The following is a 14,048-nucleotide window of genomic DNA, read 5'->3' on the forward strand; positions in this document are numbered from 1 at the left end:
AGTTTGCCCAAGGGGGGAGGCTCCTGTCGGGTACACCGACATCCGCCTCGCTGCCAACAACGAAGAGAAACGCTGCTTCTGGGAGCGCCTGAAGGTGAAATATTCCAGTTGACAGTGGGTTCAAACTGGGGAGCACGTCACTCGGTGTAGATTTCAGTAGTGCCTATACTGCGTGGGCGAGCAGCGGCTACCGGGCGGCTAAACCCGCGAACGCGAGCTAGCCGCCGCCTGGGGAATCGCCCGCCGGCGGAGCCGAGGGACGGGCATGGTGCCGAATTCGAAGGACAGCGGCATGGAGTGGCAGAGCCAGGCCGAGTGCAGGGCCGGCCAGAGTACGCCCGGGTAGCGCTCGGCGAGAAGGGCCGCGTCGTGCACCTCGGCCGATACGGGGCTGACCTCGACCTCCGGCACCGCCGCTTCGAGACGGCGGAGGCGGTCGCCTACCTGGACGTAGCTCCGCTCCCGCTCCAGGAAGTAGGCCACCGTTTGGCGCCAGTCGCCCAAGTCCGGGCGGCCGCCGCCCGGTGGGCTTCCGAAACGCGCTTCGACTTCCAGGGCGGTGCCGTTGGTGACGCTCCAGGACCAAGAGTGGTCGTCGCCCTCCTCAGCCGGCTCCGGGAAGCGAAAGCGCGCCCCGGTAGAGGGCTGCCGGGCCAGCAGCGCCGTTGCCGGCGCCACCCAGGCGGGCACCAGCAGGGTGCCGACAAAGAACGACGGCATGCGCACGCCATCGAGGACGCAGAAGCGCAGGTGGAGTTGCGGATAGGAGAGGCGGAAGAACGGCAGCGAAAGACGGTGGAGGCCGAACTGCCGGGAGAGCAGAGCCGAGGCGAAGACGACGTCCTCCCCTTCGACCCGGTGGAGTTCATACCGCAGTGGCGAAGGCAACTCCGGCAAGGCTTCGACCGGCAAGGCCCAATTGAGGAACAGAGCGTCCCGCAGCACCGTTTTGAGTTTCATGGATGAGTGGAGTTTATCGTCTCGCGGCGGCACTTCCCCAGCAAGAGAAAAGGCGGCCGGGACTGCCCGACCGCCTCGGAAGATCCATCCTGAGCCGTCGTTTTCAGCGGCTGGCCTGGTCGCCTTCGGCCTCGGTTACGACCAAGTCCGCTTCGACATCGATCCGCACCTTGACCTCGTCGCCGAGGATGGTGCCGCCCTGGTCGAGGGCGCGGTTCCAGGACACGTCGTAGTCCTTGCGGTCGACCGTGAACTCCGCCGAAAAGCCGGCCTTCTTGCCCATCACGCCGAGCACCTCGACGGGCACGGTGATCGACTTGGTGACGCCGTGCATGGTGAAGTCGCCGGTCACCTGAAGGGTGCTGCCGGAACTTTCGACGGCGGTGCTCTTGAAGCTGAGTTGGGGGTACTTCTCCACGTGGAAGAAGTCCTCGGATTTCAGGTGGCCGTCGCGATTCTCGTTGGCGGTGTCGATGGACGCCGCGTCGACGGTGATGTCGACGGACGAGTTGGACGGCTCGTCGGCGTCGTAGACGATGGTGCCCTCGAAGTCATTGAAGCGGCCGGGCACCTGAGTCAGGAAATGGCGCACCGAAAAGCCGACATGGCTGTGGGACGTGTCCACCGACCACTCGGCGGCGGTGGCGAGAAGCGGCAGGGCGAGAAATGCGACTGCGGCGAAAAAGACTGCAAAACCAGTACGTACCTTCATGACTCTCCTCCTTGTCGTGGTAGATGCCGCGCGTGCACTTCGGCTCGGCGCCCACGGTTTTATTCGTTGCCCATCATACGTGCAAATTTGATTCCCGCGCGCCGGCTCGGCCCCAGAGGTTCGGTCTTCCGGAAAGCGACGGTTCGACGTGGCGAAGAGATCTGCCTCAGGAACGGATCGGATCCGGGCGGTCCGGGTCGATGCCAAAGTCGGCAATCGCCTTGCCGGCCACCGCCGGATCGATCTCGCCCTTCCGTGCCAGGCAAGACAGGGTGCCCACCACCACGTGGGCGGCGTCGACCTCGAAGAAGCGCCGCAGCGCCTCGCGCGTTTCGCTACGGCCGAAGCCGTCGGTGCCCAACGGGAAGATGCCGTTAGGCACCCAGCGGGCGATCTGATCCGGCACCAGCTTCATGTAGTCGGAGACGGCGATCACCGGCCCCGGTGCGTTCTCCAGCAGTTGCGTCACATAGGGCGACCGCGGGGTTTCGCCCGGGTGCAGCATGTTCCAGCGCTCGGCTTCGAGCGCCTCGCGCCGCAGTTCCTTATAGCTGGTGGCGCTCCACACGTCGGCCGCCACGCCGTAGCTCTCGGACAGGATCTGCTGCGCTTCGAGGGCGGTGTTCAAGAGCGGGCCGCTGCCGAAGAGCTGCGCCCGCGGCCGGTCGCCGGAGCCTTCCGGCGCCTCGCGCAGCCGGTAGAGCCCCTTGAGAATGCCCTCCCGGGAACCCTCCGGCATGGCCGGCATCTCGTAGTTCTCGTTGCACAGGGTGATGTAGTAGAAGATGTCCTCGCGATCCTCGTACATGCGCTTCAAGCCGTCTTGAATGATCACCGCGAGTTCGTAGGCGTAGGCCGGATCGTAGGCCAGCAGGTTGGGCACGGTGGTCGCCAGGATGTGGCTGTGGCCGTCTTCGTGCTGCAAACCTTCGCCATTCAGGGTGGTGCGGCCGGAGGTGGCGCCTAGCAGGAAGCCCCGGCCCCGCATGTCGGCGAAGGCCCAGATCGAGTCGCCGATGCGCTGGAAGCCGAACATCGAGTAGAAGATGAAAAACGGGATCATGTCCACGCCGTGGGTGGCGTAGGCGGTACCGGCGGCGGTGAACGACGCCATGGAACCGGCTTCGGTGATCCCCTCCTCGAGAATCTGGCCGTCCTTCGCCTCCTTGTAGTAGAGGAGCATCTTGGCATCCACCGGCTCGTAGACCTGCCCCACCGACGAGTAAATACCACTCTGGCGGAACAGCGACTCCATGCCGAAGGTGCGCGCCTCGTCCGGCACGATCGGCACGATGCGATCGCCGATCTCCTGGTCTTTCAACAGCTTGGAGAGCACCTGCACGAAGGCCATGGTGGTGGACACGGGACGATCGATGCCGTTGATGAAGTCGTCGTAGATCGACTTCGGCGGCTGGGGCATTCCCTGGGCGTACACCTTGCGGACGGGAATTGGCCCACCGAGGGCCGCCCGGCGCTCCTTGAGGTATTGGATCTCCTCGCTGTCCTCCGGCGGCTTGTAGAAAGGCGCCTCGCCGAGTTGGTCATCGGGAATCGGGATGTCGAAGCGATCCCGGAAATTGCGCAGTTCATCTTCGTTGAGCTTCTTCTGCTGGTGGGTGACGTTGCGCCCCTCACCGGCTTCACCCAAGCCGTATCCCTTGATGGTCTTGGCGAGGATCACCGTCGGCTGACCCTGGTGCTCGGCGGCGGCCTTGAAGGCAGCGTAGACCTTGGCCGGATCGTGGCCGCCGCGGCGTAGCTTCTGGAGGTTCTCGTCGGACAGGTGCTCGACCAGCTTCAGGACTTGCGGGTATTTGCCGAAGAAATCCTCGCGGATGTAGCCACCGGACTCGACGGTGTACTTCTGGTATTGGCCGTCGACCACTTCGTTCATGCGGCGGCGCAGCAGGCCGGAGTCGTCCGCCGCCAGCAGCGGATCCCAGTCGTCGCCCCAGATCACCTTGAGCACATTCCAGCCGGCGCCGCGGAAGATGGTCTCCAATTCCTGGATGATTTTGCCGTTGCCGCGCACCGGTCCGTCCAGGCGCTGCAGGTTGCAGTTGATGACAAAGATCAGATTGTCGAGCTTCTGGCGCGACGCCAGGGTGATGGCGCCCAGCGACTCCGGCTCGTCGGACTCGCCGTCTCCCATGAAGAACCACACCTTGCGGCCGGCGGTGTCGACAATGCCGCGGTCCGCCAGGTAGCGATTGAACCGCGCCTGGTAGATGGCGCTGATCGGCCCCAGGCCCATCGATACGGTGGGGTACTCCCAGAAGTCCGGCATCAGCCACGGGTGCGGGTAGGAGGCCAGGCCGCCGCCCGCCTCGAGTTCCCGCCGGAAGTTGTGAAGCTTCTCCACCCCGATGCGCCCTTCGAGGTAGGCCTGGGCGTATATACCCGGCGAACCGTGCCCCTGGAAATACACCGAGTCCCCGGCGAAGCCGCCCTCGCCGCGGCCCCGGAAGAAGTGGTTCATGCCGACCTGGTAGAGAGTCGCCGACGACGCGAAGGTCGAGATGTGGCCGCCGATGCCGTCGACCTTCTTGTTCGCCCGCACCACCATCGCCATGGCGTTCCAGCGGATCAAGCTCTTGATGCGCCGCTCGAGGTCGCGGTCGCCAGGATAGTCCGGCTGCTCCGACAGGGGAATGGAATTGACGTAGGGGGTGCTGGCGACGAACGGGAAGTCGAGACCGTGGCGGTAGGCAGCGCCGATCAGGCGCTTGATCAGGAACTCGGCGCGCTCCGGGCCGTGGGTTTCGACCACGTCTTCGAGGGCTTCGAGCCACTCGCGGGTTTCCTGCGCCTCCGGATCTTCTTCGGCGGTGTACCAAGTGACCGGCAAGGGTATTTCAAAAGCCATGCGGGAATTTCCTATGGGCCTGGTTTGGAAGCAATATCGTCGAGGCCCCATCCTCTCCCGATCACCGGGCTGACCGCAACCGAAACCCAATCCGTTCTACACTTGAGCGAGTTCGCCGGTGATCCCCTACTCCCCGATGCCCGAGTCTCCCTCCAGCACTCCCACCGCCCTCTTCTGGAGCTACGACCGCCAGGTGCCCTCCTTCCGGCTGCGCCTGGAGCCGGTGATCGAGGAGCTGCGCCGGCGCGGCTGGCGGTGCGAAACGGAAATCCTGCCCCGGGGACGGTATCTGCGGCGCATCGTCGAGCGCCGCGCGGCCCTGAAGGCGGCCGACCTGCTGGTGATCGCCAAGCTCAACCTGGCCCCCGGCGAAGGCCCTTTGCTGCGCCGCTGGGCGCGGCGGGTGGCCTTCGACTTCGACGACGCCATCTACCTGCGCAAGCCGAAACGCATCGGCCAGGCGCCGGACCGCTCCTGGATGCGGCGGCACAAGTTCCTGACTACCTGCCGCGCGGCCGATCTGATCCTGGCCGGCAACCGGGAGCTGGCGCGGGCCACCGGCGCCGCGGCGGAGCGCCTCGCCATCACCCCGACCGCCGTCGAGGTGACTAGGTATCCTTCCAAAGCGCCGCCCAACCGGCAGCCGCGCACCCTGGTGTGGATCGGCCTGCCGGAGAACCTGTTGTACCTGGAACCCTTCCGCCCGGTCTTCGAGCGCTTGGCCCGGGAGATGCCGGACGTCAAGCTGCGCATCGTCTCGTCGGAAGCACCGTCCTGGCCGGAGGTACCGATCGAGTTCGTGCCCTGGAGCCTCGAGGGCGAGGTCGAAGCCCTGACCACCGCCGGCGTCGGCCTGATGCCCCTGGCCGACGACGCCTGGACCCGCGGCAAGTGCGCCTTCAAGCTGCTGCAGTACATGGCTGCCGGCCTGCCCTGTGTGGCCTCGCCGGTGGGGGCGAACCTCGAAGTGGTGGTGCCCGGCAAGACCGGCTACCTGCCGCGCACTTCCGAGGAGTGGTGGTTCGCCTTGAAGACGCTGTTGGACGATCGAGCGCACGCCCAGGTACTCGGCTGGACCGGCCGCCGGCAGGTGGAATCCCGCTACGACCGGGAGCGCATCGCGCCGCGGGCGGCGGATCGGCTGGAGGCGTTGGTTAGCCCGACCTTCTCACCAACTTCGTAGCGAGAGGGCGAAGGCACCTGTAGCTGCAAGGAATTAGGTTCTCGAAGCGACGCAGGCGTGCTCGAAGTGCGTCGAGGAGCGGAGAGGCCAAAAGACGCCGCAGATACAGGTGCATCCGCCCGCGCAGCAGAAGGCTGGGGAGAAAGTCGGGCTAAGGGCCCGCCGCCGCGGACGGATTGAGGTCGATTCCCAGTTCTTGGGCCAGAGCGGCGGTTTCCCGCTCGAAGCGCCTCTCGAAGTGCCCCCGCTCCTCGGGCGACAGGAAGGCGTGCTCGAATGCGCGGCGAGCGAACTCCACCAGTTCCACGGGTGTGTAGCCGAAGGTGACCGCCAGGGCGCGGTATTCGTCCGTCAGGGTGGTGCCGAAGAGCGGTGGATCGTCGGAGTTGACGGTTACCGCGGCGCCGGCGCGGTGGAGGGCGTCGAAGGAGTGCTCGGCCAGGGAGGGGAAAACCCCCAGCCGCACGTTCGAGGTCGGACAGACTTCGAGGGGAATACCGCTCGCGGCCAGCTCCGCCACCAGCGCCGGATCCTCCACCGCCCGCACGCCGTGACCGACGCGCTCGGCGCGGCAGACCTCCAACACCGACCGGATGGACTCCGGGCCGGCATGTTCGCCGGCGTGGGCGACGCAGCGCAGGCCCGCCGCCTCGGCGGCCCGAAAATGTTCGCGGTAGGGCTCGTTGGGAAGGCCCTTCTCGATTCCCGAAACGCCCATCGCCACCACCCCCCGATCGCGGCCGGCGAGGGACCATTCGAGGGTCGAGTCGGCGTGCGACAGGGGGGCGTTGCGCACGATGTCCAGGATCAGCCGGATGCCGATACCGTGACGCCGCCGGCCGTCCTCCATCGCCTCGTGTAAGGCGTCGAGCACCGCTCTACCGTCGGCACCGTTGCCGATGTGGGTGGCGAGGGTGAAGTGGACTTCCGTGTAGAGGATGTTCTGGCGCGCCTGTTCGGTGAGGAAGTCCGCCATCAGCAACCGGAAGTCCTCCGGCTCCTTGAGGCAACGGGACAGCGTCAGGTAGACCTCGACGAAGTGCTCGAAGTCGCGAAACCGGAACCACTCGTCGAGCCCTTCCGGACCGCTCACCGGCAGGTCGATGCGGTGACGCTGGGCGAGCGCCCAGAGGGTGGCCGGCGGCATCGACCCTTCGAGGTGGACGTGCAGTTCCGCCTTCGGCAGGCGGAGGAGAAATGAATCGAGCGGCGTCAAGGGAAGCGGGGTTCGGCGATCAGTTCATCTACGGGTTGGGCGACTCGGCGAGGCGGTTCGCCAGGTGGTCGAGGACGACCTCCGGCGCCAGGCCCTCCAGCTTGCCGCCGAGGGAGGCCACCTCCTTGAGCAGCCGGCTGGAGAGGTAGGTGTAGTCCTCCCGCGGCATCATGAACAGGGTTTCCACCCGCGGGTCCAGACGGCGGTTCATCAGCGCCATCTGGAACTCCGTCTCGAAGTCCGACACGGCCCGGAGGCCGCGCACTACCACCCGCGCCCCCACCTGATCGGCGAAGTCCACCAGCAACCCCGAGAAGGTTTCCACCCGGCAGGACGGGTAGGGCTTGAGCACCTCGGAGATCATCGCCACCCGCTCCCGAACCGAGAACATCGGGCTCTTCTCCTCGTTGCGCAGTACCGCCACCACCACCTCGTTGAAGATCGGCACACAGCGCTGGATCAAGTCCAGATGGCCGTTGTGGATGGGATCGAAGGAGCCCGGGTAGATGGCGATTCCACTCATCGGCTCGCTCCGTCCGACTGCGCCTTCCGCAGATCGAAGGTCTTGACGTTGAAGGCCGCGTCCATTGCCCGCAGGAGGACGAGGCGCGCTTCGGAAGGCACTTCCACCTCCACCGACTCCCGGCGGCCGTCGAGCAGGCCGTCCGTCGGCTGAACGGCCCGCCAAGCCTCGCCGTCGACGCTCACTTCGAGCTGGCGCAGGGGATTCCAGCGATCGACCAGTTCCACCGTCGCGGTGGTGCCGCGCCAGAAGGTGGCGGCCAACTCCGGAACCGTGTGGTCGATCAGCACCGGGCCGGTCACCTGCGTCTCGCTGGCCGGTTCACCGCCCTCGTTGCCTTCTCTGTCGTCGGCCTCCAGCCGGAAGCGGTAAATGCCGTCCGGCAGGGCGGTCGCATCGAAGCTGTAGTGGGTCGCCTCGAGATCCTCCTCGACCACCATCCAGGGATCGGCGGCGGTCGCTTCCTCCGGTCGCACCGACAGTCGGTAGCGCAGCTCGTCGCCGTTGCCGTCCTCGGCGGTCCAGCGTAGCGAGCGGTAGCCCTTCTTCCACAGGGTCTTGAGGCGCGCATCGGTCTTGCCGTCGTCCTCGCCGACGGTGGTGAAGATGCCGTCGCGGTTGGGGCTCGCCGGCTCGTAGATCTGATTCGACGGATTGAAGTTACTGCGCACCAGCACCTCGCCCGGGTCGAGGGCCTGGAAGGCGGTGATCTTCGGCGCCACATTGACCTGGCGATAGCTCACCTCGACGGCGGACACCACCGGCGCACCTCGGCCGGCCGCACCTCGGCCGGCGGCAAGGCGCACGCGCCACTGCAGCCTGCGGCCGGGGGGAGCGATCTCGGCCAGCGCCACCTCCGCCAGAGCGACGCCGCCGGTGGGTCGGTCGACCTGCCGCGACACGCCCTTCTGCCAAGTGGACCAGGTGGCGTCCGGCGTCGCACTCAGGCCGCTCCGCACGGACCATTGCAGCTCGGCCCCGGGCGGCAGCTCGCCACGCCAGCGGAGGGTGCCAAAGCGAGCGAGCTGGCCGGCATCGAGCACCACGCTCTGGTAAGTGCCCACCGCCCGTTCCCGACCGGTGGGACGGTAAACGGCTGCGGCGTTGCTGGTGACAAAGGTTGGGCCGGCACCTTCCTCCGCTTCGACGAGGGCGACGATCTGACGATCCTCGACGGTGGCTTCGAGCACCCGCTCGTCGCCATCGAAGGAAAAGACCTGCCCTTCGAGGCCGGTCGCCGCCCACAGGCGGCCGCTGCGCCAGGCGAGGTCGAAGACCGTTTCGTTGTCCGTCTCCCAGCGGGTTTCCACCGCCCCCGAGGGCGCAATGTCGAGCAACCGAGTGCGCGGTCCCTGGTAGCCGCTCCGGCGGCTGCCGGCGGAGCTCCCTTCGACCACCTTGACGGAACCGCCCTCGGCCTGATCCTCATCATCGTCATCGGAGCTGGACGAGCCATTGCCGGAGGAGAGGTCCACCAGACTCGATTCCGACGCCAGGGCGGCCGCGTAGATCGTTCCGTCCGGCGACTCCTCCAGGGCGACGATCTCCGGCTCGTCGGCGTCGTACAGGGTGCGCACGAGGACCTTCGAGCCGGATCCGCGGAGGTGCTGCACCAGGCCCTCCCCGGCGGTGCCGATCAGCACCGAGCCGTCGGAGCGAACGGAGAGGGTGCGGATGTGGCCGCTCCCCAGGTCGTGGAGGGTGGTGGCGACACCCTCCGGGTCCACCTGAAAGAGCTTGCCGGTGGTGCCGGTGGCGACCAGCAGATCCTCACCGCGGCGCTCGAGCGCCCAGACGTAGACCTCGCCGGAGTCGAAGAACACTCGCGCCTCGCTCCCCTCACGCCAGCGGTAAACCTTGCCGCCGGGCGAGCTGCCGGCGTAGACCGTTCCGTCCGGGTCGACCCATAAGGCGAAGACCTGCGGCTCTTCCGTTTCGAACAGGGTGCGCACTTCGCCGGCCTCGGATACATGGAGCACCCGGCCGGAATTGCCTGTCCCCACCACCACCCCGCCCTGAGGGTGAGCGACGGCGGCGAAGGCGAAGGGTTCTTCGAGGGCGACGGTGCGCTCCAGATCCATCCCCAAAGAGAGCCGGCCGGCGGTGTCGACGGACACCCCGTCGAGGGTGCCGGTGAGGAAGGAGGCACGGGTATCGGTCTGAAAGAACTGCACTTCCGCCGCGCTTAGCGTCGCGGCCGTCCACAGGGCGCTCAGGCCGAATACGAGAATCGAAAATCTTCTCACCGGGACTCCTTGCTCAATGAACCTGTCGGCGTCGGCCTCGCTCCGGTGCCGGCCGCCTTGCGGGAAACCTGCAGGTCAATACGGGCAACCCCCTCGATCGGCACTTCGGATGCCACCGTCTCGTCGGCGACGATTTTGAGGCGCACGCCGGACGCCGAGGCAGTGGTGCCGGCGGCCCCCCAAAGAGAGCGCATCGAAGGAGGCAGCTCCGGCAGCAGCTCTCCACCGGCCGCCAGGCCCGCTCCTTCGACCGCCGCCAAAAGCGCCAGGTCCCGCTTCGAGCGATAGGCGCGCAGCCGCTCGAGGGCCTGATCGAGGTTGGTCGGTTCCGCCTTTTCCAGGGTAAAACGGGCCACGTCGACGCTCGGTCCGTCGCCGACGAACAGGTAGAGCTTGCCGTCGTTCAGGTGTTCCGGCACCTCGAAGGTGAGGGTGCGGCGTTCGGTTTCCCCGCGAAACGGCGTCGTTTCCAAGAACAGGCGGACCGTATCGCCCGGCGCCACCACCGAGCGATCGGCGTGGGCCGCCACCAACGAAGCGGTGCGCGGTTCCGGCCACTGGGAGACGTCGATCTCGATCGATTCGACCTCGATCTCTTCGAAAGCGTTCTGGATCAGGAAGCCGCCGAAGGCCAGCACCAGGGTCGACGCCTCGGCCACCGCCGAGCCGCCATCGAAGCTCTGCTCGATTTCGAGATCTTCATAGTCGGCCAAACGGAAGCGTGCCGTGATGTCCAGGCCCTGCAAGCCATTCTGGTAGCTCGACGCCTCCAGAGCGCCGAGCACCGACAGGGAAACCAGCGCCGGCGTCAGGGCCGGAATGGGCGCCAGACGAACGTTGTACTCGTCCAGCGGCTCGTCGCCGGAGCGCATCCTGAGGCGCAGCGGAATCATCTCCGGCGCCGGTCCCACCCGGCCGCGAATCCCCGCCTGGCGATCCTGAGAGAAGGTGCCCACCACCGGGCCGACATTCGAAATCTTGAAGGAACTCGACAGCGAGGACAGCACCATCACGACTTCCGACGTCGCCAGCGGCATGTCGAGGGCACCGGCCCCGAGAAAGGCGTGGCCGAAGGCGAGAACGTCCTCTCCGTCGACATCCGTGACGGTGGCGTTGGCGGCCAGGGTGAGGTCCCCTTCGATCAACACCGCCGCCACGGCACCGCCGGGCACGATGGGCGCCGACGCCCGCGACCGACCGGCCGGGGCCGCCGACCCGAGGGAGCGCTGCAGCACCCCCCCGCCCAGCTCACCGAAGCCCGAAAACGCCCACTGCAAGCCAGTGCGCGCTTCCCCGAAGGGCGTTCGCCCGAGGGCCATCGGTCCCAGGAAGCGAGACAGTTCTTTCTCCAGCAGGTCTGTCGGGAGATCGCCCGTCGCCAGGTCCCGCCAGCTCCAGGCCAGCGAACCGGCCGCCGCCTTGATCGGCGCCTCCGATGGCAGGCCCTGGGCAGGGATTTCCCGCATCAACTCAATCGGAGTGATACCGGCGATCGCCCCCTGGGAGAAAGACCAGGAGAAGGCCACGGCGCCGGCCAGGCGATCGTCGAAGTAGACCGGGCTGCCGCTCATTCCCGCCGCCACGCCGCTCTTCTCCAGGCCGTGGCCGGAGAGGCGCGCCAGGATGTAGCTCACACCGGGGCTGACGTTGCGCATCACTCCGACCACCTCCGCCTCGAAGCGTGCCGGCTCGGTACCGGAGAACACCGACAGCCCATAGCCCCTTTGACCGGGCTGGATCTCATCGAGATCGATGGTCGGAGCGGTGGCGAAGGCGGAAGAGGCGCACAGCAGACCGACCAGCGCCGCAATCAGAGCGAGGGAACCTAAAAGGCGGGGGGATCTTCGGAGCATGGCTGGGTCGGACATCATCTCAATCCCTATACGTCAATGCCGGCGCGGCGGTCTCCATCAGCTCATCGAGGGCCGGTCCCTGAAAGGCGCCGAGGCGCAGCACCCGCGGCGCCGAACCGGAGAGATCGATCAGCGTAGATGGCGGTCCGCCATGCAGCCGGCCACCGTCGATCACCGCATCCCCACCCTGAGAAACACCGTCCCGACGCCCGAATTCCGCCATCCAATCGGCAACCGACAGGGCATCGAGGAATGGCGCCTCGCCGCTACGGTTCGCACTGGTGGCGGTGAGCGGGCCGGTCTCTTCGAGCAGTCGCCGCAGGCCGGCGTGGGCCGGCCGTCGCACCGCCAGGGTCCGACGACCGGCCGAAGCGGCCAAAGGCTCGGCGATCGGCAAGACCGCGGTCAGAGGCGCCGGCCAGTGCGAGCCGAGCACTGTCCGCACCGCTTTCGAAGCCTTCACTCCAAGGCCTGCGAGCTGCGCCATGGAGGCCACCACCACCGGCAGCGGTTGATCCGCTCGGCGCCCCTTGAGGGCGAAGACCCGATCCACCGCCGTTCGATCGTCCGGCGCCGCCGCCAGACCATAGCTCGATTCCGTGGGGATCGCCAAAACACCGCCGGCTGGCGGCAAGGGCCGCCAGCGACTGGCGGCAAAGGCATCGGATTTCGCAACTTCTTCCGCCGGCAGCGGCACGATCTTCACCACCGGCCTACGACACCTTGGCTTTCTCGGCCGGAGCGCCGGTCCCCTGAGCGACCAACTCCCGGGCATGGGAGAGGGTGAGATCGGTCGTCGCCTCGCCACCGAGCATGCGAGCGACCTCCGCCACCCGGGCGTCTTCGTCCAGGACCTGGACCCGAGTGCGGGTTCGCTCCTCCTCGACCGTCTTTTGGATACGGAAATGATGGTGGCCGAAGCTCGCCACCTGCGGCAGATGGGTCACCACCAGCACCTGGGAGGATGCCCCCAACCGCCGCAGCTTGCGCCCAAGGGCCGCCGCCTGGGCGCCGCCGATGCCGGTGTCCACTTCGTCGAAGACCAGCGCCGAGCCCGGCGACACCGGGTCCGTGGACGCCCGATCAGCGGGCGCGGCGAGCTGCAGGGCAAGATAGATGCGCGACAGCTCGCCGCCGGAAGCGATCACCGACAGGGGCCGCTCCTCCTCACCGGGGTTGGGGGCAAACTGAAAAACCACCTGGTCGATTCCCTGAGGACCGAAATCCACTCCTCCATCGAACGCCTCTCCGGACAGAGTGAGGGGACTGTCGGCGCGCGGACGGCGCTCCAAGTCCACTCCCAACCGAGCCTTCTCCAAACCGAGGTCCGACAGCTCACCTTCGATGCTCCGGGCGAGTTGTTCGCCCCATTCCCGGCGGCCGGCGGAAAGGGCGAGGGCTGCCTGCTCGTAGCGCCTGAGCGCCTTCGACGCCTCTTCTTCCAGGGCCGCCCGGTTTTCTTCAGCAGCGGTGAGTTGCTCGATCTCCCGGCGCATTGCCGCGCACCGCTCCAGCAACTCGCCGCAGCTCGCCGCCCGGTGCTTGCGCAGTAGCCGTTCGAGCAAGGCCAGACGCTCTTCGACCTCATCGAGGCGCGCTGGATCGGCCTCCAATCCATCGAGCCGGCGGCGCATCCCCTCGGTCACCTCTTCGAGGCGGGTGCGCACTTCCAGCAGTTCCTTGAGCCAATCTGCGGCGGCCGGCTCCCACTGCTCGATGCGTTCGAGAAGACCTTCGCTGGTGCCCAGCCGATCGACCGCGGCACCGTCCCCCTCGAACAACAGATCGTAGGAGCCGGCGAGGGCCTGGACGATGGCCTCGGCGTTGCGCAGAACGTCGCGTTCCTGGCGCAGCGCCTCGTCCTCCCCTTCGCTGACCCGCGCCGCTTCGATCTCCGCCGCCTGGAAGGACAGCAAATCCAGCCGCTCGGAGCGCTCCGCCTCGTCGCCGGAGAGCCTGTCGAGACCACCGGTGAGCTCGTGCCACTCCCCGTATGCTGTTTCGACGGCACGCAGCCGCTCGGCCGCCTCGCTCCCGCCGCTCAAATCGAGCCAGGCGCGTTGGAGTTCGGGATCGATCAGGCCCAGCTCGTCGCGCTGCCCGTGAATCCGAAGTAGCGTCGGCGCCAGTTCCGCCAGCAGCCGCAGGGTGGTCGGCTGATCATTGACGTAGACGCGGTTGCGGCCGCTCCTGCTGATCTCCCGGCGGATCAAGAGATCTTCGCCCTCGGCCTCGACGCCGGCCGCGGCCAGGATCTCCCGCCAGGCCTCGCCGGCCGGCTGAAATCGGGCGATCACCGACAAGGAATCGGAGCCGGTGCGGATCAGGTCGCTGTCGGCCCGCGAGCCAGCCGCCAGACCGAGGGAATCCACCACGATGGACTTGCCGGCACCGGTTTCGCCGGTGAGAACCGTCAGGCCCGGTTCGAATTCGAGGGAAGTGCTCTCGACGACGGCGAGATTGCGGATATGCAGTTCGCGCAGCATCGT

General features: G+C 67.1%; 10 protein-coding genes. 1 reads left to right on the forward strand and 9 read right to left on the reverse strand.

What is annotated here, in order from left to right; genetic code table 11:
- Positions 1–198: 198 nt before the first annotated feature.
- From AAF481_17590 to aceE, 3 genes are all read right to left on the reverse strand, one after another.
- Positions 199–960 carry a hypothetical protein gene (locus AAF481_17590; GenBank protein ID MEM7482992.1) on the reverse strand — a complete coding sequence of 254 codons (762 nt, stop codon included), beginning with the start codon at positions 958–960 and terminating at the stop codon, positions 199–201.
- Positions 961–1,063: 103 nt separating this feature from the next.
- The gene (locus tag AAF481_17595) at positions 1,064–1,672 is read right to left on the reverse strand and encodes a YceI family protein (protein ID MEM7482993.1); all 609 of its coding nucleotides are present in this window, start codon (positions 1,670–1,672) and stop codon (positions 1,064–1,066) included.
- Positions 1,673–1,838: 166 nt separating this feature from the next.
- Positions 1,839–4,538 carry a pyruvate dehydrogenase (acetyl-transferring), homodimeric type gene (aceE, locus tag AAF481_17600; protein ID MEM7482994.1) on the reverse strand — a complete coding sequence of 900 codons (2,700 nt, stop codon included), beginning with the start codon at positions 4,536–4,538 and terminating at the stop codon, positions 1,839–1,841.
- Positions 4,539–4,656: 118 nt separating this feature from the next.
- Between aceE and AAF481_17605 the strand changes: the two genes are divergently transcribed.
- A complete protein-coding gene (locus AAF481_17605; GenBank protein MEM7482995.1) occupies positions 4,657–5,721 on the forward strand; it encodes a glycosyltransferase family 4 protein in 1,065 nt (354 codons plus the stop codon).
- 151 nt (positions 5,722–5,872) lie between these two features.
- On the opposite strand, the gene add is transcribed toward AAF481_17605, so the two are convergent.
- Genes add through recN form a run of 6 tightly spaced genes read right to left on the reverse strand, consistent with a single transcriptional unit; the run spans position 5,873 to position 14,045 of the window.
- Positions 5,873–6,937 (reverse strand): adenosine deaminase, encoded by a 1,065-nt coding sequence (gene add, locus AAF481_17610; GenBank protein ID MEM7482996.1) that lies wholly within the window; start codon positions 6,935–6,937, stop codon positions 5,873–5,875.
- Positions 6,938–6,965: 28 nt separating this feature from the next.
- On the reverse strand, positions 6,966–7,460 hold the full coding sequence (gene coaD, locus AAF481_17615; protein MEM7482997.1) for a pantetheine-phosphate adenylyltransferase: 495 nt from the start codon (positions 7,458–7,460) through the stop codon (positions 6,966–6,968).
- Positions 7,457–9,706 carry a hypothetical protein gene (locus AAF481_17620; GenBank protein MEM7482998.1) on the reverse strand — a complete coding sequence of 750 codons (2,250 nt, stop codon included), beginning with the start codon at positions 9,704–9,706 and terminating at the stop codon, positions 7,457–7,459. The genes coaD and AAF481_17620 overlap by 4 nt, the downstream gene beginning before the upstream one ends.
- Positions 9,703–11,559 (reverse strand): hypothetical protein, encoded by a 1,857-nt coding sequence (locus tag AAF481_17625; GenBank protein ID MEM7482999.1) that lies wholly within the window; start codon positions 11,557–11,559, stop codon positions 9,703–9,705. The genes AAF481_17620 and AAF481_17625 overlap by 4 nt, the downstream gene beginning before the upstream one ends.
- 19 nt (positions 11,560–11,578) lie before the next feature.
- Entirely contained in the window at positions 11,579–12,265 is a 687-nt protein-coding gene (locus tag AAF481_17630) for an L-threonylcarbamoyladenylate synthase (GenBank protein MEM7483000.1), read from the reverse strand.
- A 7-nt stretch (positions 12,266–12,272) separates the two neighbouring features.
- Complete coding sequence (recN, locus tag AAF481_17635; protein ID MEM7483001.1) at positions 12,273–14,045, reverse strand: DNA repair protein RecN; 1,773 nt, start codon at positions 14,043–14,045, stop codon at positions 12,273–12,275.
- Positions 14,046–14,048: the final 3 nt, after the last annotated feature.

It is taken from the genome of Acidobacteriota bacterium (assembly GCA_039030395.1).
GTDB lineage: Bacteria > Acidobacteriota > Thermoanaerobaculia > Multivoradales > JBCCEF01 > JBCCEF01.